The organism is Pseudomonas sp. R25(2017) (genome assembly GCF_002112565.1).
Lineage (GTDB): Bacteria > Pseudomonadota > Gammaproteobacteria > Pseudomonadales > Pseudomonadaceae > Aquipseudomonas > Aquipseudomonas ekonensis.
On record NZ_NEHZ01000007.1, the window covers coordinates 210,810 to 226,126 of the forward strand.

The following is a 15,317-nucleotide window of genomic DNA, read 5'->3' on the forward strand; positions in this document are numbered from 1 at the left end:
TGAAGCTCAAATGCTCCAGCGGGCACTCAGCAGACGTTCGTTCAGCAGGCCCGGCACCAGAGGCTGGGGACGGCGGGCCATGGCCGCGACGAACAGTTCCAGGGCTTCATGCAGCCGCTGCTCCAGCGCCGGCGCAAGCTGCGGCTGGGCACTGCCTTCGCCATAGGCGATCTGGCTGTCTTCGGCAAAGATGCCCTGCAGCATTTCCTGGGCCTTGAGGGCCGACAGCACCGGCTTGAGGGCGTAGTCGACCACCAGCATGTGGGCGATGCTGCCGCCGGTAGCCATCGGCAAGACGATCTTGTGGCTCAGGGCTCGTTCGGGCAGCAGGTCGAGCACGGTCTTCAGTGCGCCGGAAAACGAGGCCTTGTACACCGGCGTGGCGATCAGCAGGCCGTCGGCGTTTTCGATCTGCCGCAGCAGGTCGAGCACCTTCGGACTGTCGAAACGGGCGTGGAGCAGATCCTCGGCGGGAAAGTCCCGCACCTGGTAACTCACCACCTCCACACCGTGCTGCTGCAACCAGCGTTGCGAACGCTCCAGCAACACCCCGGAACGGGAGCGTTGGCTGGGACTGCCTCCGAGCGATACCACCAGCATTCAAATGATTCCTTGCCTGTTGCGGGCGATTCGCGGGTTGCGGTCTCGCTTGATGGAATGACCTTACCAGCTCATTTATATATCCATAAATCATATTTATTCATTTGGTTATTCCTTTTAGGGATATGCGCATGCATTTCCTCCAGGCAAAAAAACAGGCCGTCGGAACGGCCTGAAACCCTGCTTTGCGGGTACTGCACTTGAAGTCTGCGTTGAACGGGCCGGCCCCGTCGTCGGATCGCCGCCCGGGGCAAGCCCGCTCCCACAGTGAATCGCGGCGTTCACACAAGGGAATTCACTTGTTCGGCTGCGGCGTCAGGCGCAGGTACGGCTTGATCGCCCGATAGCCCTTGGGAAAGCGCCGTTTGATTTCTTCCGGATCCTGGAGCGACGGCACGATCACCACCTCGTCGCCGTCCTGCCAGTTGGCCGGGGTGGCCACCTTGTGGTTATCGGTGAGCTGCAGCGAGTCGATCACCCGCAGGATCTCGTGGAAGTTGCGCCCGGTGCTCGCCGGGTAGGTGATGGTCAGGCGGATCTTCTTGTTCGGGTCGATCACGAACAGCGAGCGCACGGTGAGGGTGTCGCTGGCGTTGGGGTGGATCAGGTCGTAGAGGTCGGACACCTTGCGGTCGGCGTCGGCCAGGATCGGGAAATTGACGACCGTGTTCTGGGTTTCGTTGATGTCTTCGATCCACTTGTGGTGCGAGTCCACCGGATCCACCGACAGCGCGATGGCCTTCACGCCGCGCTGGGCGAACTGATCCTTGAGCTTGGCGGTGAAGCCCAGTTCCGTGGTGCACACCGGGGTGAAGTCTGCCGGGTGGGAAAACAGCACGCCCCAACTGTCGCCCAGCCATTCATGGAAGCGGATCTTGCCGGCGCTGGAGTCTTGTTCGAAATCGGGGGCGATGTCGCCGAGTCTGAGGCTCATGGTGCTGCTCCTGATGAGTGGGTGGAGAAGACAACTGTAGCTCGGCTTTTGATCTTCTGAAAAAGAATAAATAACTAGATATTTAGATCAAACAGAAATATTAAACATCTGTTCACTGGACGCCTCCAAGCATCGCGACCACCATCGGCCCCAAGGTTCCAGAAGGCCTTGAGTTGCAGTAAAGAGGGAAACCTCGGGAAGGGTCTACGGGGGTGGGCCCGACCCGAAACGCAAAAGCCCCGTCCGGCGCAATACCGGACGGGGCTTTTTTTCATCGGCGACTCAGGCGTGCTATTACAGCAGCGGGATCGAGTAGCTGACGATCAGGCGGTTTTCATCCTGGTCACGCTGACCTGGGATGTCGTTGCGCCAGGTGGCGTTTTTCCACATCAGGCCCAGGTTCTTCAGCGGGCCTTCCGGCACGACGTAGCCGATGGTCAGGTCGCGTTCCCACTCGGTCTTGTCACCGGTGGCGTTGTCGATGTTGTCGCCACGCAGATAAACGACACCGGCAGTCAGGCCAGGTACGCCGACCTTGGCGAAATCATACGAGTAGCGACCTTGCCAAGTGCGTTCGCCGGCACGGCCGAACTTCTGGATCTGCATGTCGGTGATGGTGTAGTTGGACGAGCCGTCACCCTGGTTCAGCCAAGGGAAGTCGCTGTCGCCGTTGCTGACCTGGTAGCCGCCGCCGAAGGTGTGGCCTTCAACGGTGTACAGGAACAGGCCGCTGTACAGGTTGTTGTCGACCTTGCCTTTGGTGACCGTGCCGCCGTAGTAGCCAGTGGTGTAGTAAGCGCTGTCGTGGCCGTTGGCACCGTCGCTGCGGCTGTTGAAGTAACGGAAGTCCGACTTCAGCACGCCCGGGCCGATTGCCCAGTTGTGCACCAGGCCCAGGAAGTGCTGCTTGTAGAAGTCTTCCAGGTTGCCGTAGTAGTACTGAGCGGTCAGGTCTTTGGTGATCTTGTAGTCACCGCCGCCGTAGATGAACTTGTTGCTGTCACGACCGGAAGCGGTGTGAGCGTTCGCACCGGCGATCGACAGTTCTTCGTTGTTGCTGGAGTTACGGCCCTTGGCGTGCTCGATCTGACCGCCGACCAGCGTCAGGTCCTTGATGTCGCCGGAGGTGATCTGGCCACCCTGCCAGGTCTGCGGCAGCAGACGACCGTCGTTGGTCACGATGACCGGGTTCTTCGGCTGCAGCGTACCCAGCTTCAGTTCGGTCTGGGAGATCTTGGCCTTGGCGGTCAGGCCCAGGCTGGAGAAGTTGTCCACCGCTTCGCCGTTGGACTTGCTCGGGAACACGGTGCCGCCGTAGGAGTTCGGAGTGGCACCGTTGGTGCCGCCGCCCGAATCCAGCTTCACGCCCAGCAGGCCGATGGCGTCGATACCGAAGCCAACGGTGCCTTGGGTGTAGCCGGAGATGAAGCGCAGGTCGAAGCCCTGACCCCATTCTTCGTTCTTGCTCTGCACGCCGGCACGCTTGTTGGCGGCGGAGTTCGCAGCGCTGTCACGGTTGTCGGTGTTGATGTAGAAGTTACGCAGCCCCAAGGTGGCCTTGCTGTCTTCGATGAAACCGGCGGCGCCTGCCTGCTGCGCCAAAACCCCTACGGCCACAGCCAGGGCCAAGGTGGACTTGTTCATGTAACGCTCCTCTCGTTTCTAATTCTTGTGTTCCTGGCCCGGGGTCTGATGCCCCTGGATCCTAAGATGCGCGATTAGCGCCAGACCGTGACTGACAAGTCAATCGCAACCTTGTGCGCCTACGACCAAGGTCTAATCGCAGTGATTCGGTCCCTGCAGGGTAATGATTTCCTGATACATCCAAAAAGAATTTATTGATTCTTTTTAATACCATTATGGAATATTGCCATCTACTGGCCACTACGCCGGGCTACAACGTATCGGCGCCTAAGCTCATTCCTAAACGGTATTTTGTTGCCTTTTTTTAGATCGATTAGCGTTGACACAACCCCAATACGTCAATCCCTATCGAAAAGGCGACGCCATGATGGCTAAACGCGCACTATCTAGTCAATTTGTTACAGTTTGTGTGTCGGCGATGATTTCTTTTTCTGTCCAGGCATCCGGTCTCACGGTCGGGTATCAGACCGGCATCGACCCGAGCAAGGTGCCCCAGGCCGACGGCACCTATGAAAAGGCCCTCGGCGAGAAGATCGACTGGCGCCGCTTCAACAGCGGCCCGGAAGTTGTGACAGCCATCGCCTCCGGCGACGTACAGATCGGCAACCTCGGCTCCAGCCCGCTGGCGGCGGCCGCCTCGCGCCACCTGCCGATCGTGGCGTTCATCGTGTCGGCCCAGATCAACAGCGCCGAAGCCCTGGTGGTGCGCAACGGCAGCGGCATCGACACACCCCAGGACCTGATCGGCAAGACCATCGCCACGCCGTTCGTCTCCACCTCCCACTACAGCCTGCTCGGTGCGCTCAAGCACTGGGGCGTGGACGCCTCCAAGGTCAAGGTGGTGAACCTGCAGCCCGCCGAGATCGCGGCGGCCTGGAAGCGCGGCGACATCGACGGCGCGTTCGTCTGGTCGCCGGCGCTGGGGGAAATCCGCAAGACCGGCAAGACCCTGACCGACGCCGCGCAGGTCGGCCAGTGGGGCGCGCCGACCTTCGAGGTCTGGGTCGCGCGCAAGGACTACGCCGAGAAACACCCGGACGTGGTGGCCCGGTTCGCCAAGGTGACGCTGGACGCGTTCGCCGACTACGCCGCGCATAAAGACAGCTGGACCGCCGACTCGGCGCCGGTGCAGAAAATCGCCAAATTGACCGGTGCCAACGCAGCGGACGTGCCGGAACTGCTCGCCGGCTCGGCCTTCCCCGACGCCCGGGCGCAGCAGACCGCCGCGCTGCTGGACGGCGGCACGGCGAAGGCGATCGGCGAGACGGCGAAGTTCCTGAAGGAACAGGGCAAGGTCGAGACGGTGCTGGCGGACTATTCGCCGTATGTCAGCGCGAAGTTTGTCGCGCCATAAAAGCTTCGCGGGCAAGCCCGCCCCCACAGGACCGATGCGATCCTGGCGGGAGCGGGCTTGCCCGCGATGGGAACGACGCGGTCACAGGCTCTTTTCGAAGATCTTCGAATTGCGCTGATAGTTGTACAGCGACGCCCGCGCCGCCGGCAGGCGTTCGACGCTGCTCGGCTCGAACCCGCGCTCGCGGAACCAGTGCGCGGTGCGGGTGGTGAGCACGAACAGGGTCTTGAGGCCCTGGGCACGGGCGCGGGTCTCGATGCGCTCCAGCAGCTCGTCGCCGCGGCCGCCGTGGCGGTACTCCGGGTTCACCGCCAGGCACGCCAGCTCGCCGGCATCCGAATCGGCGATCTGGTACAGCGCCGCACAGGCGATGATCATGCCTTCGCGCTCGACCACGCTGAACTGCTCGATCTCGCGCTCCAGCACCTCGCGGGAACGGCGCACCAGAATCCCTTGCTCCTCCAGCGGGCTGATCAGGTCGAGCAGGCCGCCGACGTCCTCGATGGCCGCCTCGCGCACCAGCTCGAACTGCTCCTGGGCCACCAGCGTGCCGCCGCCGTCACGGGTGAACAGCTCGGTGAGCAGCGCACCGTCTTCGGCATAGCTGACGATATGGCTGCGGGCCACGCCGCCGCGGCAGGCTTCGGCGGCGGCGTCGAGCAGTTCCGCCTGATAGTTGCTGCCCAAGCGTTGCAGATGCGCCGGCACTTGCTGCGGACGCAGTTCACGCACCAGGTGGCCGTGCTCGTCGATCAGGCCCAGGTCGGCGCCGAACAGCAGCAGCTTGTCGGCCCCCAGGTCGATGGCGGCGCGGGTGGCGACGTCTTCGCAGGCCAGGTTGAAGATCTCGCCGGTCGGCGAGTAGCCCAGCGGCGACAGCAGCACGATGGAGCGTTCGTCCAGCAGGCGGTTGATGCCCTTGCGGTCGACCCGGCGCACTTCGCCGGTGTGGTGGTAGTCGACGCCTTCGAGCACGCCGATCGGCCGCGCGGTGACCAGGTTGCCGCTGGCCACCCGCAGGCGCGAGCCCTGCATCGGCGAGGAGGCCATGTCCATCGACAGGCGCGCCTCGATGGCGATGCGCAGCTGGCCGACGGCGTCGATCACGCATTCCAGGGTGGCGGCGTCGGTGATGCGCATGCCGTGGTGGTAATGCGGGGTCAGGCCGCGGGCGGCCAGGCGCGCCTCGATCTGCGGGCGCGAGCCGTGCACCAGCACCAGGCGCACGCCGAGGCTGTGCAGCAGCACGATGTCATGGACGATGTTGCCGAAGTTCGGATGCTCCACGCCGTCGCCGGGCAGCATGACGACGAAGGTGCAGTCGCGATGGGCATTGATATAAGGGGACGCGTGACGAAGCCAATTGACGTATTCGGGCATGAACCTGGGCCTGTAATAAATAGCAGCCGGAAAAGGGGCGGAACGGAAAACGCACAGCGGGCTGATGGTTATCGTCGGAACAGGCTTGGCGACACGCGCGCTCTCCTCATGAATACGGGTTGGATTGGCGGCAATTTACCGCGTTTGTCTGGATAAAACACAGCGGGTGCCTACAGGTTTTTGTCCGGGGTCAGGCAGTAATGTTCAATCAATTGCCGCAACAGTTGCACGGTAGGCTGCAGACGTGACATTTCAAGGTATTCGCCCGGCTGGTGCGCGCAGGCGATGTCGCCCGGACCCAGCACCAGGGTCTCGCAGCCCAGGCGCTGAAGATAAGGCGCTTCGGTGCCGAACGCCACCGCTTCGGCGGCATGGCCGGTAAGCTTCTCGGCGATGCGCACCAGTTCGCTCCCTTCGGCCTGCTCGAACGGCGGCACCTCAGGGAACAGCGGCCGGTAGTCGATCTTCACCCGGTGCCGTTCGGCGACCGGATTGAGCTTCTGCAGGATCTCGGCCCGCAGCACCTTGGGATCCATGCCCGGCAGCGGCCGCAGGTCGAACTCCAGCGAGCACTGGCCGCAGATGCGGTTGGGGTTGTCGCCGCCGTGGATGCAGCCGAAGTTGAGGGTCGGCTGCGGCACGCTGAACTGCGGATTGTTGAACTCGCGCTGCCACAACAGGCGCAGGCCGCGCAGCTCGCCGATGGCGTCGTGCATGGCCTCCAGGGCGCTGTGGCCCAGACGCGGATCCGACGAATGGCCGCTCTGCCCGAGGATGTCGATGCGTTCCATCATCACGCCCTTGTGCAGGCGGATCGGCTTGAGCCCGGTGGGTTCGCCGATCACCGCCGCCCGCCCCAGCGGCCGCCCGGCTTCGGCCAGGGCCCGGGCGCCGGCCATCGAGCTTTCCTCGTCGCAGGTGGCGAGGATCAGCAGCGGTTGCTTGAACGGCCGCTCCAGCAGCGGTTGCACGGCTTCGATGACCAGGGCGAAGAAGCCCTTCATGTCGCAGCTGCCCAGGCCGATCCAACGGCCGTCGGCCTCGGTGAGCTTGAGCGGGTCGGTCTGCCACAGCGCGTCGTCGTAAGGCACCGTGTCGCTGTGCCCGGCCAGCACCAGGCCGCCGGGGCCGCTGCCGAAGCTGGCGAGCAGGTTGAACTTGCCGGGGCTGACCTGTTGGATGTCGCAGGCGAACCCCAGATCGCCCAGCCATCCCGCCAGCAGATCGATCACGGCCCGGTTGGACTGGTCCAGGCTGGGCTGGGTGCAACTGACCGACGGCACGGCGATCAGCGCGGCGAACTGGTCTTTCATGGACGGCAAAGGCATCGCTGGCTCCCACTCCCGGATTGAAGTCCATCATAGAGCCATCCGGCGCCCGGAATAAACCGCCGCAAGGCGCAGCCCCCGTGAGTCCTGTACACTGCACGGCCTTGGCAGCCGCGCATCCCCCGGCTGCGCTCCCGATCCTGGATTTTCCGGCCATGCAGAAAGAAACCGAAATCAAACTCCGCGTCAGCCGCGAAACCCTCGCCGCCCTGCGCGAGCACCCGCTCCTGAAGAAACGCAACAAAAATGGCTGGGAACGCCGTGAGTTGATGAACCAGTACTTCGACACCCCCGAGCGCGACCTGGCCCAGGCCAAGGTCGCCCTGCGCCTGCGCAAGGACGGCGACGAAGTGATCCAGACCCTCAAGACCCGCGGCCAGAGCGTCGCCGGCCTGTCCGAGCGCAACGAGTACGACTGGCACCTGGCCAAGGCCAAGCTCGATGTGAAGAAGCTCGACGGCGAATGCTGGCCCGAGTCCCTCGCGGAACTGGACAAGAAAACCCTCAAGCCGATCTTCACCACCGATTTCGTCCGCGAGCGCGCCGAGATCGCCTGGGGCCGCGGCAAGGCCAAGGTGGTCATCGAAGCCGCCCTCGACCTGGGCCACGTGGTGGTCGGCAAACAGAAAGAAGAAATCTGCGAGCTGGAACTGGAACTGCGCGAAGGCGAACCCGCCGCGCTGCTGGAACTGGCCGCCGAACTGGCCGAGACCCTGGCCCTGATGCCGTGCGACATCAGCAAGGCCGAGCGCGGCTACCGCCTGTACGACGCCGGCAGCTACTCGCTGAGCCTGCCGGCGCCGCAACTGACCGCCGAGACCCCGCTCGACGACGCGTTCGCCGCCCTGGGCTGGCACCTGCTCGGCAGCAGCCAGCGGCTGGCCGAACAGTATCGCTTCAACGGCCACTGGCGCCTGCTGCAGGACTGGGTCGAACAATTGGCGGAACTGCGCGCCCTGCTCAGCAGCCTCGGCCAGGCCGCGCCGCGACCGTCGACCCACGACCTGCGCGCGGCGCTCGACGCCCTGCTGGAAGACTGGCGCCCGCTGGTGCAGGCCGGCCTGGACGACGAAGACGTGCGCAAGGCCGCGCCGGAACAGTTCCTCGAAGAGCTGGAAGACCCGCGCTGGGGCCTGTTCTCGCTGAACGCCTCACGCTGGCTGCTGGCCCGCGGCTGGACCGCCCAACGCACCACCCGCGGCGACCGCCAGGGCTCGGCCCAGTTGCAGAGCTGGCTGCCTCGCCTCTTGAGCGAAGAAGCCGGTTCGCTGCAGTTGCAGCGCTACCAGCAGCAGCCGGAAGACCTGGCCGAACAGCTGCCGCGCATCGAGCGCATCCAGGTGTGGCTGCACCACGCGCGCGACGTGCTGGAGATCGCCGAAATGGATCGCCTGTACGGCGAACTGAACAAACTGGCGCAACTGGCCAACCAGCCGATCACCGACGAAGCGCTCGATGCCCGCAAGCATCAGGCGATCGCGGTCTATCAGAACCGCGCCTGGAAGACCCTGCTGCGCCTGTGATCCCGCCATCGCCGGCAGGCCGGCTCCCACAAATCCCCTGTGGGAGCGAGCCTGCTCGCGATGAGGCCCTCCCCCTCGACGAAGACCCTCAGACCGGCAGACTGGTGGTCGACTTGATCTCCGACAGCGCCACGATCGAATTCACCTCCTGAATCCCCGGCACCAGCGACAGCTTCTCGAAGAAGAACCGCTCGTACGCCTCGATGTCCGCCGCGACGATGCGCAGCATGAAGTCCACCGCCCCCATCAGCACGTAACACTCCAGCACCTCCGGGAAGCCGCGGATCGCCTCGGTGAACTCGGTGAAGTTCGAGCGGCCGTGGGCGTTGAGCTTCACCTGGGCGAAGATCTGCGTGTTCAGGCCGATCTTCTTGCGGTCGAGCAAGGTCACCTGGCCGCGGATGATCCCCTCCTCCTTCATCCGCTGGATCCGCCGCCAGCAGGGTGACTGCGACAGCCCCACCTGTTCGGCGATCTGCGCGCTGGACAAGGAAGCGTCCGCTTGCAGCAGGGCGAGAATGCGCCGGTCGTAGCTGTCCAGCTCGCTGTGCATAAATAATCCTCACAATCATCAGATGCGAAATAGAACCTGTCGGCCAATCCGCCAATTTGCCCATCTTAGATAAGAAATGCCCGGCGCAGCGTGCAAAAATTTCTCCACCGAATCCGGAGAGCCGCCATGCCCCACCTCGAAGCCGTGAACACCCCCTCGCCCCGCGCCGATGCGTGGAGCGCGCGCAACGCCCATTGCCTGGCGCAATACCGGATCCTCGCCGAAGCCGAACCGGATCTGCCGGTGCGCGTGCTGAACCTGTTCGCCCTGCAATGCCTGACGCCTGAACAGTTCAACCTGCAGCGGCTGGACGACCTGCTGTCGATCGACATCGTCATGGGCGGGCTGAGCTGGCACCGCGCCCAGGTGATCGCGCAGAAGCTGGGCAACCTGGTCAGCGTCTGTTCGGTCACGCTGCACAATGCCGATGCGGCGCGGACGGCACCGGTGCAGGCGGCTGGCTGAAAGATCCCGAAACGGCTTGCGCCCGGTAGTGGCCCAACGGTCTGCGGGGCCGCGGCTATCCTTTGGCGCACTGTCGTTCAAAAGGTGTCCGCATGTCCGTTCAACTCGCCGCTCAGGATCGCTGGCTGGATCTCAACGATGTCTTGCGTGAACTGGTGGCCCAGGGCTTCATCAGCCAGGACGCCGCCGAACAGGCGCTGAACGCGCGCCGCCGCCAAGGCGCCCACAACCCCCTGCACCCGCTGGAGTTCATCGCCGGCCAGCAGCTGGACGACCTCAGCCGCCCGGGCCGGCACCTGGACCTGGAAGGCCTGACCCTGTGGCTGGCCCAGCAGGCCGGCCAGCCGTACCTGCGCATCGACCCGTTGAAGATCAACGTGGCGGCCGTCATTCCGCTGATGTCCTACGCCTTCGCCCAGCGCCACAGGATCCTGGCGGTGGCCGTCGACCGCGACGCGGTGACCGTGGCCAGCGCCCAGCCCTACGTCCGGGGCTGGGAGGCCGACCTGACCCACGTGCTGAAGCTGCCGGTCAAGCGGGTGGTGGCCAACCCGGCGGACATCCAGCGCCTGAGCGTCGAGTTCTTCCGCCTGGCCAAGTCGGTCAGCGGCGCCAGCAGCGCCGACCAGCAGGGCGGCCACCTGGGCAACTTCGAACAGTTGCTCAACCTCGGCGCCAGCGACCAGGAGCCGGACGCCAACGACGCGCACATCGTCAACATCGTCGACTGGCTGTTCCAGTACGCGTTCCAGCAGCGGGCCAGCGACATCCACATCGAGCCGCGCCGCGAGCAAGGCACGGTGCGCTTTCGCATCGACGGCGTGCTGCACAACGTCTACCAGTTCCCGCCGCAGGTGACGATGGCCATCGTCAGCCGCCTCAAGAGCCTGGGCCGGATGAACGTCGCCGAAAAGCGCAAGCCCCAGGACGGCCGGGTCAAGACCAAGACCCCGGACGGCGGCGAGGTCGAGCTGCGCCTCTCGACGCTGCCCACGGCGTTCGGCGAGAAGATGGTCATGCGGATCTTCGACCCCGAAGTGCTGCTCAAGGACTTCGACCAGCTGGGCTTTTCCGCCGACGACCTGCGCCGCTGGCAGGACATGACCCGCCAGCCCAACGGCATCATCCTGGTGACCGGGCCCACCGGGTCGGGCAAGACCACCACGCTCTACACCACGCTCAAGAAGCTGGCGACGCCCCAGGTCAACCTCTGCACCATCGAAGACCCGATCGAGATGGTCGAGCCGGCGTTCAACCAGATGCAGGTGCAGCACAACATCGACCTGGGGTTCGCCGCCGGCGTGCGGGCGCTGATGCGGCAGGATCCTGACATCATCATGATCGGCGAGATCCGCGACCTGGAAACCGCCGAGATGGCGATCCAGGCCGCCCTCACCGGGCACCTGGTGCTGTCGACCCTGCACACCAACGACGCGCCCAGCGCCATCAGCCGCCTGCTGGAGCTCGGCGTGCCGCATTACCTGATCAAGGCCACAGTGCTCGGGGTCATGGCGCAGCGCCTGGTGCGCACCCTGTGCCCGCACTGCAAGGCGCCGCTCACCCTCGACGACGACGGCTGGCAGTCCCTGACCCGGCCATGGCAGGCGCCGCTGCCGGGCAACGCGCAACGCTCCGTCGGCTGCCTGGAATGCCGCGACACCGGTTACCACGGACGGGCCGGCGTCTACGAGATCATGCAACTGAGCGACGGCCTCAAGGCCCTGATCACCCCCGACACCGACCTCACGGCCATCCGGCGCCAAGCGTTCAAGGAAGGCATGCGCAGCCTGCGGCTGTCGGGGGCGCAGAAGGTCGCGGCGGGGCTGACGACCATCGAGGAAGTGCTGCGGGTGACGCCGCAGAGCGAGCAGCGCTAGCCGTCACGGAACTCGACCCGGGAGCGGCGATCCAACGGCACAGTCATCACCCCCCAGCGGAGTCATCCACCATGCGTCTCAAACTTGCTGTCGCCACCCTTGCCCTGCTGTCCCTTCCCGTTGGTTCAGCGATGGCCGACAGCTTTTGGCGTAACGTCATCTCGTCCGGCGCCACCACCGGCTCGACCTACCTGACCTTCAAGGACCACAAACTGATCGTCGCCGCCCAAGACGATGCCGGCAGCTTCGTCGCCAGCGAAGGCAGCATCCGCGGCCCGTACCTGGAAGCCGCGATGCAGAAGGTCCGCGCCGACAACCCGGGCCTGCAGGCGTCGGACATGGAACTGGCGAACGCGATCCTGGCGAAGAACGCCGTGGCTTCCGAGTAAGCCTTGCCCCACAGAAATGCCGCTCCCGGGAGCGGCATTTTTTTTGCCCGCGTTTCTGCGGGAACGACTGGGTGGGTTTCGCCCTGTGGGGCCTGGGCTGACGCCATCGCCAGCAGGCTGGCTCCCACAAAGTGCGCGGAGCGCATGCAGGATCTGCGGCCACCGCAAAGACCTGTGGGAACTTGCCTGCAAGCGATGAGGCCGGCACATCCAGCATCACCCGTGCCTGACCCACCGCCAGCGACCACAGGGGTTCAGCGGTAGTCGTCCACCGGCACGCACGCGCAGAACAGGTTCCGGTCGCCGTAGACGTTGTCCACCCGGTTCACCGCCGGCCAGTACTTGTGCGCCCTGGTGTGCGCATCCGGGGTGATGCCCTGCTCGATGCTGTAGGGCCGTTCCCACACCCCGGTGATGTCCGCCAAGGTATGCGGCGCGTGCTTGAGCGGGTTGTCCTCGGCCGGCCAGTTGCCGTTCTGCACTTCGGTGATCTCTGCGCGGATGCTGAGCATGGCGCCGATGAACCGATCCAGTTCGGCCTTCGACTCGCTCTCGGTCGGTTCGACCATCAGTGTGCCCGGCACCGGGAAGGACATGGTCGGCGCATGGAAACCGTAATCCATCAGACGCTTGGCGACGTCCTCCTCGCTGATGCCGGTGAGGGCCTTGAGCGGCCGCAGGTCGAGGATGCACTCGTGGGCCACCCGTTCGTTGCGGCCGGTGTACAGCACGGGAAAGGCGCCGGACAGGTGCCGGGCCAGGTAATTGGCCGCCAGGATCGCCACTTCGCTGGCGTCCGCCAGTTGCGGCCCCATCATGGCGATGTACATCCAGCTGATCGGCAGGATGCTCGCGCTGCCCCACGGCGCGGCGCTCACCGCGTCGTTCTGCGGTTGCGGGCCGTCGAGCGGCACCACCGGATGGTTGGCGACGAACGGCGCCAGGTGCGCCCGCACGCCGATCGGGCCCATGCCCGGCCCGCCGCCGCCGTGGGGAATGCAGAAGGTCTTGTGCAGGTTCATGTGCGACACGTCGGCGCCGATGTCCGCCGGCCGGGCCAGCCCGACCTGGGCGTTGAGGTTGGCGCCGTCCATGTACACCTGGCCGCCGTGCCGGTGGATCACTTCGCAGATCTCGCCGATGCCCTCCTCGTACACGCCGTGGGTCGAGGGGTAGGTCGCCATCAGGCAGGACAGCTTGTCCCCCGCCTCGGCCGCCTTGGCCTTGAGGTCATCCAGGTCGACGTTGCCGGCGTCGTCGCACTCGACGATCACCACCCGCATCCCCGCCATCTGCGCCGACGCCGGGTTGGTGCCGTGGGCCGAGGACGGGATCAGGCAGATGTCGCGCCCGCCCTGCTGCCGGCTCTCGTGGTATTTGCGGATCGCCAGCAGCCCGGCGTATTCGCCCTGGGCGCCGGAGTTGGGCTGCATGCAGATCGCGTCGAACCCGGTGATCGCGCAGAGCCAACGCTCAAGCTCCTCGATCATCAGCGTGTAGCCGACTGCCTGCTCCCGGGGGGCGAACGGGTGCAGATGAGCGAACTGCGGCCAAGTGATCGGGATCATCTCGCTGGTGGCGTTGAGCTTCATGGTGCAGGAGCCCAGCGGGATCATCGACTGGTTGAGCGCCAGGTCCTTGTTCTCCAGCTGCTTGAGGTAGCGCAGCATCTCGGTTTCGCTGTGGTGGGCGTTGAACACCGGGTGGCGCAGGTACGGCGTGCTGCGCTGCAGGGCGTCAGGGATCCCGGACACCACGTTCTCCGCGTCGAGCGCCTCGACGCTCAGGCCGTGATCGGCCCCCAGCAGCACATCGAACAATTTCGCCACGGTCTGTTCGTCGCAGGTCTCGTCGAGGCTCAGGCCCAGCCGTCCGCGGCCGAGGATCCGCAGGTTGATCTGCGCGGCCTTGGCGCTTTCGATGATCGCGGTCTGCGCGCCGCCCACCTCCAGCGTGAGGGTGTCGAAAAAGTGGTCGTTGACCCGGTCGACGCCATGCCGGGCCAGACCGGCGGCGAGGATGCACGTCAGCCGGTGCACCCGCTGGGCGATCCGCTTGAGGCCCTCCGGCCCGTGGTACACCGCATAGAACCCGGCGATGTTGGCCAGCAGCACCTGGGCGGTGCAGATGTTCGAGTTGGCCTTCTCCCGGCGGATGTGCTGCTCGCGGGTCTGCAGGGCCATGCGCAGTGCGACGTTGCCGCGGGCGTCCTTCGACACCCCGATGATCCGCCCCGGCATCGCCCGCTTGTGCTCCTCGCGGGTGGCGAAGTACGCCGCGTGCGGGCCGCCGTAGCCCATCGGCACGCCGAAGCGCTGGCTGGAGCCGAACACCACGTCCGCGCCCAGTTCGCCCGGCGGGGTCAGCAACAGCAGGCTCAGCGGATCGGCGGCCACGCAGGCCAGCGCCTGCTGCGCGTGCAGGTGGTCGATCAGCGGCCGCAGGTCGCGGACTTCGCCGTGGGTGTCGGGGTACTGGAACAAGGCGCCGAACACCTGATGCTGCTTGAGGTTATCCACAGCCTCGACAATCAGCTCGAAACCGAAGCCTTCGGCGCGGGTGCGCACCACGGAAATCGTCTGCGGGTGGCAATTCTCGTCGACGAAGAACAGGTTGCTCCTGGACTTCGCCACCCGCTTGGCCAGCGCCATGGCCTCGGCGGCGGCGGTGGCTTCGTCGAGCAGCGAGGCGTTGGCCAGTTCCAGGCCGGTGAGGTCGATGATCAGTTGCTGGAAGTTGAGCAACGCTTCGAGCCGGCCCTGGGCGATCTCCGGCTGATACGGCGTGTAGGCGGTGTACCAGCCGGGGTTCTCCAGCACGTTGCGCAGGATGACGGCCGGGGTGACGGTGCCGTGGTAGCCCATGCCGATGAGGCTGATCCAGACCTGGTTCTGCTCGGCGTACCCGCGCAGCTTCGCCAGGGCGGCCTGTTCGTCCAGCGCCGGCGGCAGATCCAGTTCACGGTTGAGGCGGATGCCCGGCGGCACCGTCTGCTCGATCAGTTCGACGCGGCTGCCCAGGCCCAGGCTGTCGAGCATCGCCTGCTGTTCGGCGGCATCGGGGCCCAGGTGGCGACGGAGGAAGGCCTGGGGGTCGCGTAACTGGCTCAAGGACGGCATCTTGGACATGACGGGCTCTCTTCTTGGCTGGCGCTCGGCGTCAATGCGACACGGTCAAACCAGCATAGCAGCCGATGCCGTCACGGACGGCTTGGCGCGACGCGCCGGGCAGGCGCATGCTGTGCAGCCTGCATCCGGCCCCACCAATGGA

General features: G+C 65.3%; 12 protein-coding genes. 5 read left to right on the forward strand and 7 right to left on the reverse strand.

Going from position 1 to position 15,317, the window contains the following annotated elements:
- Positions 1-6 precede the first annotated feature (6 nt).
- The 3 genes from ssuE to CAG31_RS11485 all read right to left on the reverse strand — a co-directional run bounded on the left by ssuE (position 7) and on the right by CAG31_RS11485 (position 3,178).
- Positions 7-600: an NADPH-dependent FMN reductase gene (gene ssuE, locus CAG31_RS11475; protein WP_085581027.1), complete on the reverse strand. Its 594-nt coding sequence runs from the start codon at positions 598-600 to the stop codon at positions 7-9.
- 295 nt (positions 601-895) lie between these two features.
- Entirely contained in the window at positions 896-1,534 is a 639-nt protein-coding gene (locus tag CAG31_RS11480) for a peroxiredoxin (RefSeq protein ID WP_085581029.1), read from the reverse strand.
- 294 nt (positions 1,535-1,828) lie between these two features.
- Complete coding sequence (locus CAG31_RS11485; RefSeq protein ID WP_085581031.1) at positions 1,829-3,178, reverse strand: OprD family porin; 1,350 nt, start codon at positions 3,176-3,178, stop codon at positions 1,829-1,831.
- Positions 3,179-3,596: 418 nt separating this feature from the next.
- Here CAG31_RS11485 and tauA point away from each other — a divergent pair, with 418 nt between their 5' ends.
- Positions 3,597-4,532, forward strand: a complete 936-nt coding sequence (gene tauA, locus CAG31_RS11490) for a taurine ABC transporter substrate-binding protein (protein WP_371856100.1) — start codon at positions 3,597-3,599, stop codon at positions 4,530-4,532.
- 81 nt (positions 4,533-4,613) lie between these two features.
- Here tauA and argA read toward each other — a convergent pair whose 3' ends face one another.
- Together argA and argE are read right to left on the reverse strand one after the other, a co-directional pair.
- Positions 4,614-5,912 carry an amino-acid N-acetyltransferase gene (gene argA / locus CAG31_RS11495; protein WP_085581035.1) on the reverse strand — a complete coding sequence of 433 codons (1,299 nt, stop codon included), beginning with the start codon at positions 5,910-5,912 and terminating at the stop codon, positions 4,614-4,616.
- A gap of 170 nt (positions 5,913-6,082) precedes the next feature.
- Positions 6,083-7,240, reverse strand: a complete 1,158-nt coding sequence (gene argE / locus CAG31_RS11500; protein ID WP_085581037.1) for an acetylornithine deacetylase — start codon at positions 7,238-7,240, stop codon at positions 6,083-6,085.
- Positions 7,241-7,395: 155 nt separating this feature from the next.
- Between argE and CAG31_RS11505 the strand changes: the two genes are divergently transcribed.
- Positions 7,396-8,763, forward strand: a complete 1,368-nt coding sequence (locus tag CAG31_RS11505; protein WP_085581039.1) for an inorganic triphosphatase — start codon at positions 7,396-7,398, stop codon at positions 8,761-8,763.
- Between the two features lie 88 nt (positions 8,764-8,851).
- Here CAG31_RS11505 and CAG31_RS11510 read toward each other — a convergent pair whose 3' ends face one another.
- On the reverse strand, positions 8,852-9,316 hold the full coding sequence (locus tag CAG31_RS11510; RefSeq protein WP_085581042.1) for an Lrp/AsnC family transcriptional regulator: 465 nt from the start codon (positions 9,314-9,316) through the stop codon (positions 8,852-8,854).
- A 126-nt stretch (positions 9,317-9,442) separates the two neighbouring features.
- Here CAG31_RS11510 and CAG31_RS11515 point away from each other — a divergent pair, with 126 nt between their 5' ends.
- The 3 genes from CAG31_RS11515 to CAG31_RS11525 all read left to right on the forward strand — a co-directional run bounded on the left by CAG31_RS11515 (position 9,443) and on the right by CAG31_RS11525 (position 12,047).
- Positions 9,443-9,781, forward strand: a complete 339-nt coding sequence (locus CAG31_RS11515) for a hypothetical protein (protein ID WP_085581044.1) — start codon at positions 9,443-9,445, stop codon at positions 9,779-9,781.
- Positions 9,782-9,873: 92 nt separating this feature from the next.
- A complete protein-coding gene (locus tag CAG31_RS11520; RefSeq protein WP_085581046.1) occupies positions 9,874-11,658 on the forward strand; it encodes a GspE/PulE family protein in 1,785 nt (594 codons plus the stop codon).
- 71 nt (positions 11,659-11,729) lie between these two features.
- Positions 11,730-12,047 (forward strand): DUF2388 domain-containing protein, encoded by a 318-nt coding sequence (locus CAG31_RS11525; protein WP_085581048.1) that lies wholly within the window; start codon positions 11,730-11,732, stop codon positions 12,045-12,047.
- A gap of 254 nt (positions 12,048-12,301) precedes the next feature.
- Here the strand turns inward: CAG31_RS11525 and gcvP are convergent, their stop codons facing one another.
- Complete coding sequence (gene gcvP, locus CAG31_RS11530; RefSeq protein WP_085581050.1) at positions 12,302-15,175, reverse strand: aminomethyl-transferring glycine dehydrogenase; 2,874 nt, start codon at positions 15,173-15,175, stop codon at positions 12,302-12,304.
- Positions 15,176-15,317 lie beyond the last annotated feature (142 nt).

What these genes read in the sequence shown, in the direction of transcription:
- argA (WP_085581035.1), bottom strand. Translation starts at nt 5,912, where the DNA reads ATGCCCGAATACGTCAATTGGCTTCGTCACGCGTCCCCTTATATCAAT.
- CAG31_RS11505 (WP_085581039.1), top strand. Translation starts at nt 7,396, where the DNA reads ATGCAGAAAGAAACCGAAATCAAACTCCGCGTCAGCCGCGAAACCCTC.
- argE (WP_085581037.1), bottom strand. Translation starts at nt 7,240, where the DNA reads ATGCCTTTGCCGTCCATGAAAGACCAGTTCGCCGCGCTGATCGCCGTG.
- gcvP (WP_085581050.1), bottom strand. Translation starts at nt 15,175, where the DNA reads ATGTCCAAGATGCCGTCCTTGAGCCAGTTACGCGACCCCCAGGCCTTC.
- ssuE (WP_085581027.1), bottom strand. Translation starts at nt 600, where the DNA reads ATGCTGGTGGTATCGCTCGGAGGCAGTCCCAGCCAACGCTCCCGTTCC.
- CAG31_RS11520 (WP_085581046.1), top strand. Translation starts at nt 9,874, where the DNA reads ATGTCCGTTCAACTCGCCGCTCAGGATCGCTGGCTGGATCTCAACGAT.
- CAG31_RS11480 (WP_085581029.1), bottom strand. Translation starts at nt 1,534, where the DNA reads ATGAGCCTCAGACTCGGCGACATCGCCCCCGATTTCGAACAAGACTCC.
- CAG31_RS11510 (WP_085581042.1), bottom strand. Translation starts at nt 9,316, where the DNA reads ATGCACAGCGAGCTGGACAGCTACGACCGGCGCATTCTCGCCCTGCTG.
- CAG31_RS11485 (WP_085581031.1), bottom strand. Translation starts at nt 3,178, where the DNA reads ATGAACAAGTCCACCTTGGCCCTGGCTGTGGCCGTAGGGGTTTTGGCG.
- CAG31_RS11515 (WP_085581044.1), top strand. Translation starts at nt 9,443, where the DNA reads ATGCCCCACCTCGAAGCCGTGAACACCCCCTCGCCCCGCGCCGATGCG.
- tauA (WP_371856100.1), top strand. Translation starts at nt 3,597, where the DNA reads ATGATTTCTTTTTCTGTCCAGGCATCCGGTCTCACGGTCGGGTATCAG.
- CAG31_RS11525 (WP_085581048.1), top strand. Translation starts at nt 11,730, where the DNA reads ATGCGTCTCAAACTTGCTGTCGCCACCCTTGCCCTGCTGTCCCTTCCC.